Annotated in this window: 17 protein-coding genes and 1 tRNA gene; 2 read left to right on the forward strand and 16 right to left on the reverse strand. The window is 71.1% G+C overall.

What is annotated here, in order from left to right:
- Positions 1 to 28: 28 nt before the first annotated feature.
- From AOK23_RS16145 to AOK23_RS16160, 4 genes are all read right to left on the reverse strand, one after another.
- A complete protein-coding gene (locus AOK23_RS16145; protein WP_055520542.1) occupies positions 29 to 499 on the reverse strand; it encodes a PPOX class F420-dependent oxidoreductase in 471 nt (156 codons plus the stop codon).
- Between the two features lie 24 nt (positions 500 to 523).
- Positions 524 to 1,354, reverse strand: a complete 831-nt coding sequence (locus AOK23_RS16150; protein ID WP_055713411.1) for a YceI family protein — start codon at positions 1,352 to 1,354, stop codon at positions 524 to 526.
- A 67-nt stretch (positions 1,355 to 1,421) separates the two neighbouring features.
- Positions 1,422 to 3,845: an MFS transporter gene (locus AOK23_RS16155; RefSeq protein WP_055713421.1), complete on the reverse strand. Its 2,424-nt coding sequence runs from the start codon at positions 3,843 to 3,845 to the stop codon at positions 1,422 to 1,424.
- Between the two features lie 148 nt (positions 3,846 to 3,993).
- The gene (locus AOK23_RS16160; RefSeq protein ID WP_055713412.1) at positions 3,994 to 4,443 is read right to left on the reverse strand and encodes a MarR family winged helix-turn-helix transcriptional regulator; all 450 of its coding nucleotides are present in this window, start codon (positions 4,441 to 4,443) and stop codon (positions 3,994 to 3,996) included.
- Positions 4,444 to 4,618: 175 nt separating this feature from the next.
- Between AOK23_RS16160 and AOK23_RS16165 the strand changes: the two genes are divergently transcribed.
- Positions 4,619 to 4,813 carry a hypothetical protein gene (locus AOK23_RS16165; RefSeq protein WP_055713413.1) on the forward strand — a complete coding sequence of 65 codons (195 nt, stop codon included), beginning with the start codon at positions 4,619 to 4,621 and terminating at the stop codon, positions 4,811 to 4,813.
- A 356-nt stretch (positions 4,814 to 5,169) separates the two neighbouring features.
- Here the strand turns inward: AOK23_RS16165 and AOK23_RS16170 are convergent, their stop codons facing one another.
- From AOK23_RS16170 to AOK23_RS16210, 9 genes are all read right to left on the reverse strand, one after another.
- The gene (locus AOK23_RS16170; RefSeq protein WP_055713414.1) at positions 5,170 to 6,090 is read right to left on the reverse strand and encodes an RNA polymerase sigma factor SigF; all 921 of its coding nucleotides are present in this window, start codon (positions 6,088 to 6,090) and stop codon (positions 5,170 to 5,172) included.
- A gap of 552 nt (positions 6,091 to 6,642) precedes the next feature.
- On the reverse strand, positions 6,643 to 7,476 hold the full coding sequence (locus AOK23_RS16175) for an RNA polymerase sigma factor SigF (protein WP_079049511.1): 834 nt from the start codon (positions 7,474 to 7,476) through the stop codon (positions 6,643 to 6,645).
- A 218-nt stretch (positions 7,477 to 7,694) separates the two neighbouring features.
- Positions 7,695 to 7,988: a Dabb family protein gene (locus tag AOK23_RS16180; protein WP_055713416.1), complete on the reverse strand. Its 294-nt coding sequence runs from the start codon at positions 7,986 to 7,988 to the stop codon at positions 7,695 to 7,697.
- A 40-nt stretch (positions 7,989 to 8,028) separates the two neighbouring features.
- Positions 8,029 to 8,205 (reverse strand): hypothetical protein, encoded by a 177-nt coding sequence (locus tag AOK23_RS48445; RefSeq protein WP_169800303.1) that lies wholly within the window; start codon positions 8,203 to 8,205, stop codon positions 8,029 to 8,031.
- 267 nt (positions 8,206 to 8,472) lie between these two features.
- Positions 8,473 to 9,042 carry a DUF4232 domain-containing protein gene (locus AOK23_RS16185; RefSeq protein ID WP_055713417.1) on the reverse strand — a complete coding sequence of 190 codons (570 nt, stop codon included), beginning with the start codon at positions 9,040 to 9,042 and terminating at the stop codon, positions 8,473 to 8,475.
- A 536-nt stretch (positions 9,043 to 9,578) separates the two neighbouring features.
- Positions 9,579 to 9,663, reverse strand: a tRNA-Ser gene (locus AOK23_RS16195).
- A gap of 78 nt (positions 9,664 to 9,741) precedes the next feature.
- The gene (gene tadA / locus AOK23_RS16200; RefSeq protein ID WP_055542935.1) at positions 9,742 to 10,173 is read right to left on the reverse strand and encodes a tRNA adenosine(34) deaminase TadA; all 432 of its coding nucleotides are present in this window, start codon (positions 10,171 to 10,173) and stop codon (positions 9,742 to 9,744) included.
- Positions 10,174 to 10,352: 179 nt separating this feature from the next.
- On the reverse strand, positions 10,353 to 10,883 hold the full coding sequence (locus AOK23_RS16205) for a tRNA adenosine deaminase-associated protein (RefSeq protein ID WP_055713419.1): 531 nt from the start codon (positions 10,881 to 10,883) through the stop codon (positions 10,353 to 10,355).
- A 350-nt stretch (positions 10,884 to 11,233) separates the two neighbouring features.
- Positions 11,234 to 11,434 (reverse strand): hypothetical protein, encoded by a 201-nt coding sequence (locus AOK23_RS16210; protein ID WP_055713422.1) that lies wholly within the window; start codon positions 11,432 to 11,434, stop codon positions 11,234 to 11,236.
- Positions 11,435 to 11,775: 341 nt separating this feature from the next.
- Here AOK23_RS16210 and upp point away from each other — a divergent pair, with 341 nt between their 5' ends.
- Positions 11,776 to 12,411, forward strand: a complete 636-nt coding sequence (upp, locus tag AOK23_RS16215; protein ID WP_055713423.1) for a uracil phosphoribosyltransferase — start codon at positions 11,776 to 11,778, stop codon at positions 12,409 to 12,411.
- A gap of 25 nt (positions 12,412 to 12,436) precedes the next feature.
- Here the strand turns inward: upp and AOK23_RS16220 are convergent, their stop codons facing one another.
- The 3 genes from AOK23_RS16220 to AOK23_RS48450 form a co-directional block, all read right to left on the reverse strand.
- Entirely contained in the window at positions 12,437 to 13,081 is a 645-nt protein-coding gene (locus AOK23_RS16220; RefSeq protein ID WP_055713420.1) for a LytR C-terminal domain-containing protein, read from the reverse strand.
- Positions 13,082 to 13,220: 139 nt separating this feature from the next.
- Positions 13,221 to 13,517, reverse strand: a complete 297-nt coding sequence (locus AOK23_RS16225; protein ID WP_003999914.1) for a type II toxin-antitoxin system VapB family antitoxin — start codon at positions 13,515 to 13,517, stop codon at positions 13,221 to 13,223.
- 185 nt (positions 13,518 to 13,702) lie between these two features.
- Positions 13,703 to 13,855, reverse strand: a complete 153-nt coding sequence (locus AOK23_RS48450) for a hypothetical protein (protein ID WP_169797952.1) — start codon at positions 13,853 to 13,855, stop codon at positions 13,703 to 13,705.
- Positions 13,856 to 14,034 lie beyond the last annotated feature (179 nt).

The following is a 14,034-nucleotide window of genomic DNA, read 5'->3' on the forward strand; positions in this document are numbered from 1 at the left end:
GGGAGGGCTCTCAGTCCTCCCCCGGCCCTCAGTCCCCTTCCACCAGCCGTGCCGGGAAGCCGCCCGTCGCCACCGGGCCCCAGCGGTCCGGGGTGATGCGGATGATCGACTTGCCCTGCTTGACCATGGCCTCCCGGTACTCGTCCCAGTTCGGGTGCTCGCCCGCGATGTTGCGGAAGTACTCCACCAGTGGCTCCACCGACTCCGGGGAGTCGATGACCTCGGCGGTTCCGTCGATCTGGACCCAGGGGCCGTCCCAGTCGTCGCTGAGGACGACGACGCTGACCCGCTCGTCCCGCTTGGCGTTGCGCGTCTTGGCGCGCTCGGGGTACGTGGAGACCACAATGCGGCCCGAGTCGTCGACACCGCAGGTCAGCGGTGAGGCCTGCGGCCCACCGTCGGCCCGTCGGGTCAGCAGGAGCGCCCGGTGCCGGGGGCGTACGAAGTCGAGGAGCTCGTCGAGGGAGACCTTGGTGTTGGTCGCGATGTTCCGTGCCATGCGCACAGCGTAGGGCCGGGTCGCCTACAGGCCACCGGGCAGGCTCTCCCCCTGCACCGCCTGGACGTCCAGTTCCACCTTCAGGGTCGTGCCGATGGCCGCGATGCCCGCCTGGAGGACCTGGTTGTAGTTCATCGCGAAGTCCTCGCGGCGCAGTTCCGTCGTCGCCCGGAACGCGGCGCGCGTGCCGCCCCACGGGTCGGGGCCGGTGCCGAGGTACGCGAGGTCGAGGTCGACCGGGCGGACGACGCCGTGCAGGGTCAGCTCGCCGTGCACCGTCCAGCGGTCCGGGGCGACGGGGGTGAGGCCCGTGGACACGTAGGTGATCTCCGGGTGGCGTTCCACGTCCAGGAAGTCAGGGGACCGCAAGTGGTCGTTGCGCATGCCGTTGCCCGTGTCGATCGAGGCGGCCCGGATCACCGCCGCCACACGGGACTTGGTGCCCTCGTCCGGGGTCGGGGCGATCTCGATCGAACCGGAGAACTCGGTGAACCGCCCGCGGACGCTGGAGATGCCCAGGTGCTGGGCGACCGCCGCGACGGACGAGTGAGCCGGGTCGACGGTCCAGGGGCCGGGCGGCGGGAGTTCGGTGCCGCCGAGCCGGGCGAGGGTGACCGTGCCGACCTCCGCCCGGCCGCTCGCGGTGACCAGGGCGCTCGACGCGACCGGCCCGTAGCCGACGGCCGTGACGATCACCGTGTACGCGCCGGGCGCGAGCGCCGTGGGCTCGTGGACCACTCCCTCCGCGTCGGCCTCGGCCCGCATCACCTGCGTACCGGCCATGTCGGTCACCGTGACGACCGCGTGCGACACGGCCCAGCCGTCCCTCGTGCGGATCCTCGCGGTCAGTCCCATGTGCGCGTCACTCCTCGGGTGCGACCGTCGGCGGGGCGGAGGCACCGCCCCGCCGACCGGGTGTGAACTACTCGCCGGGGTGGGCGAGTTCGATGTCGTGGCCGTCGACTCCGGTGCCGGAGACCGTCAGGGCCGTGGCCACGGGCGGGTACCCGGTGGCGATGACCGTGTAGTCGCCGCCGTCCAGGTCGGCGAAGGCGTACGCCCCGTCCGAACCGGTGGTGGCGGTGGCGACGACGTTGCCCGCCGCGTCGACGAGCGTCACGCGGGCGTCGGCCAGCGGCCCGCCCGGCGCCCGGACGACCCCCTGGAGCCGGGCCCCGGCCTCCAGGTCGATCTCGACGCGGGTGACGCCGGTGCCGCCGACCTCGACGGGCAGGGCGCGCGGACGGAACCCGGCGGCGTTCACCGCGACGGTGACGGGACCGGGCACCAGCTCCCCGAAGCCGAACTCGCCCTGCTCACCGGTGGTTCCGGTGGCCAGTACGTCCCCGCGCACATCGGTCACCACGACCATCGCGTCCTTGACGGGCAGCGCGGCCCCGGTGGCCCGCACCACACCGTTCAGCCCGCTCGTGCCGCTCAGCAGGACGTCGTACGAGACCGGCTCGCCGTTCACGACGATCGTGGACGCCTGCGGCTGGAACCCGTCGGCGGCGGCGATCAGCACATACGACCCGGCGCCGGGCGCGTCCACCGCGTAGACCCCGTCGGCCCCCGCGACCGAACGGCCGAGCTGCCGGCCCCCGAGCGAGATCAGCGTGACCGCGGCCCCCGGCACGGGCGCCTCCTCGACCCCGCGCACATGCCCCCGTACGGGCACCCCGCCGCCCACCGACGCCGGGACGGAGCCCGAGGCGGTGGCCGGAGCGGTTGCCGGGTCGGCCACCAACGAAGCCGCGTCAGCCGTGGCGGAAGCCGTAGCGGTGGAGGGAGCCGCGGCGGAAGGAGCCGCAGCCGGTGCCGTACCGGCCGTCTCCTTCTCCGCCGCCGCCTGGGCGAGCGCCCCGTGGGTCCGCAGCGGGACCTCCTTGATGAAGACGGAGAAGACGAGCGCGAGGACGGCGAAGGGCGCGGCGTACAGGAAGACGTCGCCGATGCCGTGGCCGTAGGAGCTCTCGATGACCGTGCGGATCGGCGCGGGCAGCGCGTCCAGGTCGGGGATCTCGCCGTGGCCCATGGAGGAGCCGGACACCCCGAGCCCCGCGAGGCCCTCCTCCGCGTAGTGGGTGATCCGGTGGCTGAGGACCGCGCCCAACGCGGAGACGCCGATCGCGCCGCCGAGGGAGCGGAAGAACGTGACGACGGAGCTGGCGGCGCCCAGGTCGCCCGGGGCCACCTGGTTCTGCGTGCACAGCACCAGGTTCTGCATCATCATGCCGACGCCGAGGCCGAGCAGGGCCATGAAGACCGCCACGTGCCAGTACGGGGTGTCGTACCGGAGCGTGCCCAGCAGACCGAGACCCGCGGTCACCAGCACACCGCCGGCGAGCAGCCAGGCCTTCCAGCGGCCGGTGCGGGTGATGACCTGGCCGGAGACGGTCGACGAGACGAACAGACCGGCGATCATCGGGATGGTCAGGACGCCGGACATGGTCGGCGACTTGCCGCGGGCCAGCTGGAAGTACTGGCTGAAGAAGATGGTGCCCGCGAACATCGCGACACCGACGAAGAGCGAGGCCAGCGAGGCCAGGGTGATCGTACGGTTGCGGAACAGCCGCAGCGGGATGATCGGCTCGCTCGCCTTCGCCTCGACGAGGACGAACAGCGCGAGGAGGGCCACCGTGCCGCCGACCATCGCGTACGTCTGCCAGGACACCCAGTCGTACTTGTCACCGGCGAAGGTCACCCAGATCAGCAGCAGGCAGACCGCGGCGGTGATCAGGAAGGCGCCTGCCCAGTCGACCTTGACCTTGCGCCGGACGACGGGCAGGTGAAGGGTCCGCTGGAGCACGATCAGGGCGATCACCGCGAAGGGGACGCCGACGTAGAAGCACCAGCGCCAGCCCAGCCAGTCGGTGTCGGTGATGACCCCGCCGACCAGCGGGCCGCCGACCATGGCGGTCGCGAAGGTGGCGCCGAGGTAGCCGTTGTACCGGCCGCGCTCCCGCGGGGAGATCATCGCGGCGAGGATGATCTGCGCCAGCGACGACAGGCCGCCCATGCCGACGCCCTGCACCGCGCGGAACCCGATCAGCATCCCGGCGTTCTGGGACAGTCCTGCCGCGGCCGAGCCGAGCACGAAGATGACGAGCGCCAGCTGGATCAGCAGCTTCTTGGAGAACAGGTCGGCGAGCTTGCCCCACAGCGGGGTGGACGCGGTCATCGCCAGCAGCGACGCGGTCACCACCCAGGTGTACGCGCTCTGGCCGCCGCCCAGGTCCTTGATGATGTCGGGCAGGGCGTTCGAGACGATCGTCGACGACAGGATCGCCACGAACATGCCGAGCAGCAGTCCGGTCAGCGCTTCCATGATCTGCCGGTGCGTCATCGGAGTGCCGTCGCCGCCGTGCGAGGCCCCCTTGGCGGGGCCGTGGCCGTGCTTGGCGTGAGCCCGCACACCGGCTGGTGTGGTCGTTGCCATGGGCTTCCTTCTCTTACGTGGTCTTCGCAGGTGTACGGGTTGTGGTGGGTGTCTTTCAGGGGGCCGGGCGGGAGGCGGCGGCCGCGTCGAAGCTGTGGCGCAGCCGGCCGAGGAGCCGGACCAGCTCGCCGACCTCGTCGTCGGACCAGTCGCTCAGCCGATGGGCCATCACCCGGCTGGTGCGCCGGTGGAGTTCGGCGACCAGGGCCCGGCCCTCGGGGGTCAGGCGCAGGATGCGCGAGCGCCTGTCCGCCGGGTCGGGCAGCCGTTCGATCCAGCCCCGCTCGGCGACGTGCGCGACATGGCGGCTGGTCACCGACATGTCCACCGAGAGCAGCTCGGCGAGCCTGCTCATCCGCATCTCGCCGTTCCGGTCGAGCAGCGTGAGGACTCCCGCCGATCCGCCGGGGCAGTCGTACGGCAGCATCCGTGCGATCTCCCGCTTCACGACCCCGATGGCGCTGAGCTGGCGGGCCAGCTCCTCGTACTGCGCTCGCTCGGCCATGGGAGCCCCTCCCGTGTTTGTTGCTTAGGGCAACCATAGAACTGGATGGTTGCCGCAGGCAAACGAATCTGGAGGTTCGCGGACCAAGTCTTGGCAAAGGAGGGCGCCGCGGCGGGGGCCGCTCCGCCCCACCCCACTTGGGTGCCCCCTCGCGGATTCGCTAAGGTCTCGGGCCATGGCTGACAACCAGGGCCCCCAGGGCAACTACGACCCCGCCGGGAGCACGCAGATGTTCCGCGCGTTCGTTGACGAGACCCCGCGGGGTGGCCGTGCGGAGGTGGCCTCCTCCGGGCCCCGCGTCGGTCTGATCGTCGGGATCGTCGCGGCGGTGGCGGTGGTCGCGGCGGTGGTGTGGCTGGCGCTGGGCTAGCCGGCCAGGGGGGCGCCTTCGCGTCTGCCGGGTGCCCTGTGTGTCTGCCGGGCGCCCATGCGTCTGCCGGGTTCCTGTGATCTTGCGGTTGCGGGGCGGTCCGTGGCCGGCCGCGCAGTTCCCCGCACCCCTCGACGGCATGGGTGGCGCCCGGCGTTCTCAAGGGGCGGGGAAACTGCGCGAGCAACCACCCGCCACCCGCACACACCCACCCAGCTACTCCGCTCCCCAACCCAGCTACTCGCCCCCCGCATATCCATCCGCGCGCACGACGACCGCCGGGATGTCCTGAACGGATGGACATCCCGGCGGTCGTTTCTCTGTCTGGGCGCTCGCTACCGTCTCTTGACGGGGGCTCAGTCGGAGATGAGGCCCTCGCGGAGCTGGGCCAGGGTGCGGGTGAGGAGGCGGGAGACGTGCATCTGGGAGATGCCGACCTCTTCGCCGATCTGGGACTGGGTCATGTTCGCGAAGAAGCGGAGCATGATGATCCGGCGCTCACGGGGCGGGAGTTTGGCGAGCAGCGGCTTGAGGGACTCGCGGTACTCGACCCCTTCGAGCGCGGTGTCCTCGTAGCCGAGGCGGTCCGCCAGCGAGCCCTCGCCACCGTCGTCCTCGGGGGCGGGTGAGTCGAGCGACGACGCCGTGTACGCGTTGCCGACCGCGAGGCCGTCGACGACGTCCTCCTCCGACACGCCCAGTACGGCGGCGAGTTCGGTGACCGTCGGGGAGCGGTCGAGCTTCTGCGACAGCTCGTCGCTGGCCTTGGTGAGGGCCAGGCGCAGCTCCTGGAGGCGGCGCGGGACCCGGACCGACCACGAGGTGTCGCGGAAGAATCGCTTGATCTCGCCCACGACCGTCGGCATCGCGAACGTCGGGAACTCCACGCCCCGTTCGCAGTCGAAGCGGTCGATCGCCTTGATCAGGCCGATGGTGCCGACCTGGACGATGTCCTCCATCGGCTCGTTGCGCGACCGGAAACGAGCGGCCGCGTAACGCACCAGCGGGAGGTTGAGCTCGATGAGGGTGTCCCGGACGTAGGCGCGCTCGGGGCTGTTCTCGTCGAGGGCGGCGAGCCGCAGGAACAGGGAGCGGGACAGGGTGCGGGTGTCGATGTTCGCCGAGGCCGGCAAGGCCGGGAACTCAGGCGCCGGCGGAGCCTCGGTGCCGGGAAGGTCCTCGAGCTCCTGAAGGTCCTGAGGGGCCTGGATAGCGTCGGGCGCGGTCTCGCTCTTGGCGAGCGTGAGCACCTTCGAGCTGCCCTGGTCTGCGGACATGCCACCCCCTTTGGGTCGCGGACGGTCGCGGCGGACGCTCCGTCGTAGGGAACGCAGCCTCCACCTGAATACCGGCGGCGAGGCCACGGCAAACGCGCTGGGGGAAGAATGTCACACGTCGGCAACGCGATGTAGTGACATGTCGACATGGGGAGGGGTAATTAGCCCTGGAAACAGGCAGTCTGACGGGGTTTCGGGCCATAACTGCCGGAAAGAGTTGCTGTGAGTGATTCGCTCTCGGCGGTGATGCCTCGACAGCGCATTCGGTTAGGCCAGATGGCCTGGGCACGTGTGCTCGTGGCCCATTCTGTGCGCCCCGCCTGCCTTTGTGCGCCCCGCGTGCCCCACGGGCCCTCCGAGGTGGAACGGGGGTTGCCGGTTACCGACGGTCACGCCGGTGTCCCCGGTCGCGCGGTGCCCGAAAGGGCCGACTTCGGCCGCACCATGGCTCGGTCATCGCCGCGGCCCGGGCCGTCGCCGCCGCCCGGCCGTCGCCGCCGCCCGGCCGTCGCCGCCGCCCGGCCGTCGCCGCCGCCCGGGGCTCGATGCCGCCTAGGGCTCGATGCGGTTCGCCGACCGCAGTCGCGCGAAGCTCCGGGCCAGCAGTCGGGAGACATGCATCTGGGAGACGCCCAGCTCCGCGCTGATCTGCGACTGCGTCAGATTGCTGTAGTAGCGGAGGAGCAGGATGCGCTGTTCGCGTTCGGGGAGCTGCACGAGGAGGTGCCGTACGAGGTCGCGGTGTTCGACGCCGTCGAGCTCGGGGTCCTCGTAACCGAGCCGGTCGAGGAGCCCCGGCATCCCGTCGCCCTCCTGGGCGGCCTCCAGTGAGGTCGCGTGGTAGGAGCGGCCGGCCTCGATGCAGGACAGGACCTCGTCCTCGGTGATCCGGAGCCGCTCGGCGATCTCGGCGGTCGTGGGGGTGCGGCCGAAGGCGGTCGTGAGGTCCTCGGTGGCGCCGTTCACCTGGACCCAGAGCTCGTGCAGCCGGCGGGGGACGTGGACCGTGCGGACGTTGTCGCGGAAGTAGCGCTTGATCTCGCCGACGACGGTCGGCATCGCGAAGGTCGGGAACTGCACGCCCCGGTCGGGGTCGAAGCGGTCGATGGCGTTGATCAGGCCGATGGTGCCGACCTGGACGACGTCCTCCATGGGCTCGTTGCGGGAGCGGAAACGGGCGGCCGCGTACCGCACGAGCGGGAGGTTCGCCTCGATGAGCGCCCCGCGTACGCGGTTGTGCTCCGGAGTACCCGGTTCCAGGTGCTTGAGCTGGCCGAAGAGGACCTGGGTGAGGGCGCGGGTGTCGGCGCCGCGACGTTTCTCCTGAACGGGCGCTTGGGTTTCTTCCTGGGGTGGCGCAGTACTGGCCGACACGGTCAACGCCACCTCTTCATCGATCAACTCATCAACTCAACCGTCAAAAGCGGTCATAGCATCACAAGACATGTGCACTGTGATCAAGCACCGCATATCGCCGTGTTGAGGGAGAGTTGAGACCGTGCCGGGCAATCGGGGGAACCGGGAAACGGGGCACGACGAAGCCCCGCACCTTTTGAGTGGTGCGGGGCGGGCCGTACGGGCGTATGGGCGGGCAGCCCGGCGGGTCAGTACTCGTAGTCCGCGATCACCCACGTGGCGAACTCCCGCCACAGGGCGACGCCGGCCTGGTGGTCGGGGTGCTCGACGTACCGGCGCAGGGAGTCCGCGTCGTCGAACGCCGAGTTGATCGCGAAGTCGTACGCGATGGGCCGGTCGCTGATGTTCCAGCCCAGCTCCCAGTGGCGCAGCTCCGCGATGGTGCCGTCGAGCGCCCGGAAGGCCTTCTCGCCCTCGACGACCCGCGGATCGTCGCGCTCGACGCCCTCGTTGAGCTTGAACAGGACCAGATGGCGGATCATGGGCGCTCCGGGAAGGTCGTACGACGCGTGGTGCTGCTGGTCACTCCGCTCCGTCGGCGATCCACGTGAAGAAGTCGCCGACGGACTGGGCGGCGGTCGAGACGCCCTCGAACCCTATCTGGACGTAGTCCGCGGCCTTGGCCGGGTCCGTGATGATCACGTACAGCACGAAGACCACGAGCACGTACAGCGCGATCTTCTTCCCCTGCACCGCCACAGCGGCCTCCCCCGCCTCATATGTCCCTGTCCACCGGCGGCGAGTGTAACCCGATCATGCGTTCGCAGGAGATCCCCGGAACGCAGGAAGGGCCCCACCTGACGGTGAGGCCCTTCTTCAGCGGTAGCGGAGGGATTTGAACCATGGTGAATGAGACGGAAACTGAGACGGAGCGGGGTACCGCCACGTGCTGCTGACGCGTAAATAGCAGCAGGTCAGAGCGTTGCGATCGTCGTGCAGGCTGCTCGATTTGTGGGGACGGTGGGGTCAGGAAGGCTTGACCGCCGAGACCGGGGTGGCGGTCACCTTGTTGTCGCACTCGGCCCACACCCCGTCGTTCAGGGCGACCTGGTGCTTCCCGGAGTGCGGCAGCCCGATGACCATCGTCGGATACGTCACCGGGTCCTTGCCCGACACGCAGTAGCCGTCGGCCTCCCCGTGGACCTGGACGAAGGTCAGCTTCACCCACGCCTTGCCGTGCGGCCGGACCGTCACGGTGGCAGCCCTGCCGGTGCGGGTGACCTTGAGCGGGGTGTTGTGGGCGGGGGAGCCGTTGCCGGCGCCCGCGACCGTCGGATGGCCCTTCAGGACGCACGTCCTCCGGGAGACGTTGGTGAACTGCACGACCGCCGCCCCGGTCCCGGTCCCGACGGGCCGGTGGACGGCCTGCTTGGCGCTGACTTGGAGGGCGGAGGCCGAGCAGGCGGGCGGCGGGGTGGAGGTGGTGGTGCTCGCCGCCATGGCGGTGCCGGGCAGGATGCCGGTCACCGCCGCCGCGACGGCCGTGACCGCCGTCGTCGCCAGAGCCGCCCTGCGAATGCCGTTGCTGTGCCGCATGCTGTCGTCCCCCTGAGTCGTCTCGTCCGCGGGTTTCGGTCGTCGGTTGTTGCCCCGCGGTACGCGTGGTCGTGGTACGTGAGTGCAGACAGGGCGGGAGAGCGGCAGGGTTCCGTGCGGCGACTGCTTGTGACGGAACGGTGACGACAGGCCGCACCCGTGCAGATGGCCGTCAGGGCAGACAGAAGCGCCTCCAGCGCGCCACGGGTTTTACCACGCCCCCGGCGCGCACCGAAGGTGCGCTGAGTCGCTGACCTGGGGCATCACCACTGACAGAAGGCAACGGAGGCATCGTCGCCCGACTTGTAGCGCGGCCATCGCCGCCCTGTCGGGTCCGTCGCTTCTACCTTCCGGACGGGTGACCACGTCGCCATGGCGTACTCGGAGACGAGACGCGACGCGCCATCGGAGAGGACCACCGCCGCACGCACCTGCTCGGTGGGCGTGCTGCCGACGACCGCGTCGCGCTGGGCGACCAACTGAGATGGAAGTTGAAGAGGCGCCCGGTTCGATGAACCGGGCGCCTCTTCTACCTGCGGTAGCGGAGGGATTTGAACCCTCGGTGACTTGCGCCACACTCGCTTTCGAGGCGAGCTCCTTCGGCCGCTCGGACACGCTACCGAGGGAGACCTTACAGCAAGGTGGCGCGTGCTTTGAAATCGATATGCGGGGAGGCCCGGGGGCGCTGCCGCGGCCGGTTCAGCGGAGGCGGAAGAAGTCCGTGAGGAGCCGGGCGCAGTCGTCGGCGAGGACGCCCTCGACGACCTCGGGGCGGTGGTTGAGGCGGCGGTCGCGGACGACGTCCCAGAGGGAACCGGCCGCGCCGGCCTTCTCGTCGCGGGCGCCGTAGACGACCCGGTCGACCCGGGACTGCACGATCGCGCCCGCGCACATCGTGCAGGGTTCGAGGGTGACGACCAGGGTGCAGCCGGTCAGCCGCCACTCGCCGAGTGCGGCGGCGGCCCGGCGGACGGCCAGTACCTCGGCGTGGGCCGTCGGGTCGCCGGTCGCCTCGCGTTCGTTGTGCCCGGTGGCCAGGACGGTCGTGCCGTCCGGGGACAAGACGACGGCGCCGACCGGAACGTCTCCGCCCGCGGCGGCCCGCCCGGCCTCGTCCAGGGCGAGCCGCATCGCGGGCCGCCAGCGGTCGCGTACCGGATCGGGGCCCGGTGCCTCTGCGTCGGTTGCTTCGGTCACCCGGGGAACCTAGCGGATCGGCCGCCGGCGAGCCGTCCGGGAGTCGCCCCGAGGCCCGAGGCCCGCCGCGCCGTCCGCCGCCGGGCCGTCGTACCGACGGGCCCGGCGACGACCTAGCGGACCGTCTCCAGGACCTCCGAGGCGCCCAGGGCCTCGGCGATGGAGTTGAGGGCGTCGTCGGCGTCGAGGGCGCGCAGTTCCTTCTCGCTCACGCCGAGGTCGTCGAGGATCTCGGTGTCGCCGACGGGGCTGTGCGGCACGGCCTCGGCGGCCGTGTCGTCGTCATCGTCATCGTCGTCGGGCTCACCGTCCTCCGTACCGTCGAGGTCGAGGGAGTCCAGGTCGGGAACGTCGTCTCCCGGCTCCTTTCCGAGCAGTTCGGCGGTGAGCAGGATCTCGCCGTAGCTGCTGCGGGCAGCGGCGGCGGCGTCCGAGATGTAGATACGAGGGTCGTCCTCGCCATCGATGCGGACGACGCCGAACCAGGCGTCCTCCTGCTCGATGAGCACCAGCACCGTGTCGTCGTCGGGCGAGGCTTCACGGGCCAGGTCGGCCAGATCCGACAGGGTCTCCACATCGTCGAGCTCTGTGTCGCTCGCTTCCCACCCGTCTTCGGTGCGCGCGAGCAGTGCGGCGAAGTACACCGTGACTCTCCCACTGGTCATAGGCGTGCCGGTTGGGGGTCCCCCCGGCGGAGGTCGATGGGCGGGGAGTGCTGTCCTCCGAGCCCCACCCACTCGGAATCGTGGCAGAAACAGAGCGCCCAGGGGACGTCTTCGGCTCCCTGTGTCCGGCAGTTTTGATCGCCGGCCGGGCAAGGCGTTCACCTGCGCACCTGTTGCCGCCACCTGCGGATCGTACGCGGAGTTCCCCGCCGCATATGCACGGCCACCCCGTGAGCGCCCCGCGCATGCCCCGTGAGCACCTCGCGAGGACCCCGAGAGGGGGCGTACGGGTGTGTCGAACGGGGGTGTTCGCGGGGCTGCCGGCCGGGCTACCAGCGGAAGGTGCGCATACGCATCGCGTGTCGGAGCCGGGCCGCCTTGGCCCGGCGCGGCTGCACCCGGTCGCGCAGTTCCCGTGCCTCCGTCAGCTCCCGCAGGAACTGGGCCCGGCGCCGCCTCCGCGCGGCATCGCCCTGCTCATCGGGGTCGGCGGCACCCGCGTCGGTGTTCGCCTCCGCCGGTTCCCGCAGGCCCGTGCCCCGCAAGTCCGTGCCCCGCGGGCGTTCCCCGTCCGTCGCGCGCCGCGGATCGCCGTCCGCTCCTCGCTGTCCTTCCCGGTTCGTCCCCCGCGACCGGGTCGCGCCCGCCCTCCGCGGACGCCGGGACTCGTCGTCCACTCCCGCCATGGGCTCACCACCGTCCGGCATCGGCTCACCACCCCCGCCATGTCCCTCCCACTTTCCCTCCGGCGGCGGGTTTGATGCCATCGGAAGGGTGAACCGCGTGGGTCGGGGTTGCTGTGCGGCGAGTGAACGGTTCCGCGGCCGGGGACGGGGAGCCCGCCGCTGTCACCCCCGTTACTGTTGTGGTCATGCGTCTCCACGTCGTCGACCACCCCCTGGTCGCCCACAAGCTCACCACGCTGCGCGACCAGCGCACCGACTCCCCGACCTTCCGTCGTCTCGCCGACGAGCTGGTCACCCTGCTCGCCTACGAGGCCACCCGTGACGTGCGCACGGAGCAGGTCGACATCGAGACGCCGGTCGCCCGGACCACGGGCGTCAAGCTCTCGCACCCGCGCCCCCTGGTGGTGCCGATCCTGCGCGCCGGCCTCGGCATGCTCGACGGCATGGTCCGGCTGCTGCCGACCGCCGAGGTGGGCTTCCTGGGCATGATCCGCAACGAGGAGACGCTGGAGGCCTCCACGTACGCCACGCGGATGCCCGAGGACCTCTCGGGGCGTCAGGTGTACGTCCTCGACCCGATGCTCGCCACCGGCGGCACCCTGGTCGCCGCGATCCGTGAGCTGATCGACCGGGGCGCCGACGACGTGACCGCCGTGGTGCTCCTCGCCGCGCCCGAGGGCGTGGAGGTCATGGAGCGCGAGCTGGCGGGCACCCCGGTGACGGTCGTGACGGCCGCGGTGGACCAGCACCTGAACGAGCACGGCTACATCGTGCCGGGCCTGGGCGACGCGGGGGACCGGCTGTACGGGGCGGCCGAGTAGGGACCGCCCGGGTCCCTCGCGGGGCTCAGCAGGTCTTCGTCGGAGTGGGCGTCGGCTTGGGCCTGGTCAGTTCGGCCAGGGCCGCGTCGGCGTCCTTCTGCTTGCTGAGGGCCTTGAACCCGGTGCCGATGACGAGGTCGACCTCGGTGGCCTTCTTGCGGCCGTCGGTCTTCAGCCGGGCGCCGGCGAGCTGGGTGTTGAGGACGGGCAGCGCCGTGTCCTCCGCCGCCTTCGCGCCGAGCAGCAGGGCGGTGCCCTTGACCTTCTTGTCGTACTCCTCGGTCGCGTTGCCCACGTTCCCGATGCGGAAGCCGCGTTTCTTCAGTTCCTCGGCGGTGTCCTTGGCGAGGCCCGAGCGGGGTGTCGCGTTGAGGACGTTGACGGTGATCTTCCCGGGCGCCGGGTACGGCTGGGGTTTGCCGGAGGTCTTGCCGCCGGCCTTGGCCGCGGTCGGGGAGGGGCTCACCCGGGTCGAGCAGTCCGCCTTGGGGCCGGCCGCGGCGGCCTGGTCGTCGCCGCCGGTGAAGACGTCGATGAGCTGCAGGGTTCCCCAGCCGGCCAGGCCCAGTGCGGTCGTGGACGCGACGACCGCGAGCACGAGCCTGCGGCGCCTCTTCGGTCGGCGCAGCCGCGGGTACTTGTCCCCCGTGATCCGGTACTGGCCGCCCATGCCGGGAGGAGTCAGCATGCTCATGGGCGCAGCGTAGTGCCGTTGGGCGGCGATGCCTACTAGATGATCATTGACCGCGCGGCAGTCCAACCCAAAAGGGCCAACCGGCGCCTCGGCCCGCCGGAACGCGGGGGTCCGGTCAGTCCAGTTCGAGGACGCGGGCGTGCAGGACCTGGCGCTGCTGGAGGGCCGCGCGTACGGCGCGGTGGAGGCCGTCCTCCAGATAAAGGTCGCCCTGCCACTTCACCACGTGCGCGAAGAGGTCGCCGTAGAACGTGGAGTCCTCGGCGAGGAGGGTTTCCAGGTCCAGCTGCCCCTTGGTCGTCACGAGCTGATCGAGGCGGACCGGGCGCGGCGCGACGTCCGCCCACTGCCGGGTGCTTTCCCGGCCGTGGTCGGGGTACGGCCGGCCGTTTCCGATGCGCTTGAAGATCACACGGAAAGCCTACCGGTCGAGACGTTCCGGGCGCAGCCATGGCGACGGAGTGCGACCCGGGAAAAGGTTCCGTGAATCGGTCAAACGACGCAATCCCTGCGGGTCGGTGGCGTGTGATCCCTGCTGTCCCCGCGGTCCGAGTGCCCTGGAACCCGTGGTTCCAGGGCACTCGGACCGGGCCCGGTTCAGTCGGTTTCGGGGGCCTTCGGGCGGTGTCGTTCCCCGCCCTTGGGGTCCCGGCCGCGTTCCGGGTGCTGCTCGGGGCGTGCCTTGGGTGCGCTGCGCACGGCCTCCGCGCGGAGGAGGGCGCGCAGGACCGTGTACGGGTCGCTGGGCATGGCTGTGGTCCTGTCCTGTGCGGGGTTCTGTGCCGGTTTCCCGCCGCGGTTTCTCGCGGGGGTGAGCTGCGGGAACGGCTCGCTCAGCAGCGCAGGACCACGGAGCGCAGGACGAGCGGGGCGGACGGGGGCCGGGGCGTGGTCCTGCGCTGCTGAGCGAGCCGTTCCCGCAGCTCACC

This window comes from Streptomyces torulosus (assembly GCF_001419765.1).
Taxonomy (GTDB): domain Bacteria; phylum Actinomycetota; class Actinomycetes; order Streptomycetales; family Streptomycetaceae; genus Streptomyces; species Streptomyces torulosus.

What these genes read in the sequence shown, in the direction of transcription:
- AOK23_RS16145 (WP_055520542.1), bottom strand. Translation starts at nt 499, where the DNA reads ATGGCACGGAACATCGCGACCAACACCAAGGTCTCCCTCGACGAGCTC.
- AOK23_RS16150 (WP_055713411.1), bottom strand. Translation starts at nt 1,354, where the DNA reads ATGGGACTGACCGCGAGGATCCGCACGAGGGACGGCTGGGCCGTGTCG.
- AOK23_RS16155 (WP_055713421.1), bottom strand. Translation starts at nt 3,845, where the DNA reads ATGACGCACCGGCAGATCATGGAAGCGCTGACCGGACTGCTGCTCGGC.
- AOK23_RS16160 (WP_055713412.1), bottom strand. Translation starts at nt 4,443, where the DNA reads ATGGCCGAGCGAGCGCAGTACGAGGAGCTGGCCCGCCAGCTCAGCGCC.
- AOK23_RS16165 (WP_055713413.1), top strand. Translation starts at nt 4,619, where the DNA reads ATGGCTGACAACCAGGGCCCCCAGGGCAACTACGACCCCGCCGGGAGC.
- AOK23_RS16170 (WP_055713414.1), bottom strand. Translation starts at nt 6,090, where the DNA reads ATGTCCGCAGACCAGGGCAGCTCGAAGGTGCTCACGCTCGCCAAGAGC.
- AOK23_RS16180 (WP_055713416.1), bottom strand. Translation starts at nt 7,988, where the DNA reads ATGATCCGCCATCTGGTCCTGTTCAAGCTCAACGAGGGCGTCGAGCGC.
- AOK23_RS16185 (WP_055713417.1), bottom strand. Translation starts at nt 9,042, where the DNA reads ATGCGGCACAGCAACGGCATTCGCAGGGCGGCTCTGGCGACGACGGCG.
- tadA (WP_055542935.1), bottom strand. Translation starts at nt 10,173, where the DNA reads ATGCGGCTCGCCCTGGACGAGGCCGGGCGGGCCGCCGCGGGCGGAGAC.
- upp (WP_055713423.1), top strand. Translation starts at nt 11,776, where the DNA reads ATGCGTCTCCACGTCGTCGACCACCCCCTGGTCGCCCACAAGCTCACC.
- AOK23_RS16220 (WP_055713420.1), bottom strand. Translation starts at nt 13,081, where the DNA reads ATGGGCGGCCAGTACCGGATCACGGGGGACAAGTACCCGCGGCTGCGC.
- AOK23_RS48450 (WP_169797952.1), bottom strand. Translation starts at nt 13,855, where the DNA reads ATGCCCAGCGACCCGTACACGGTCCTGCGCGCCCTCCTCCGCGCGGAG.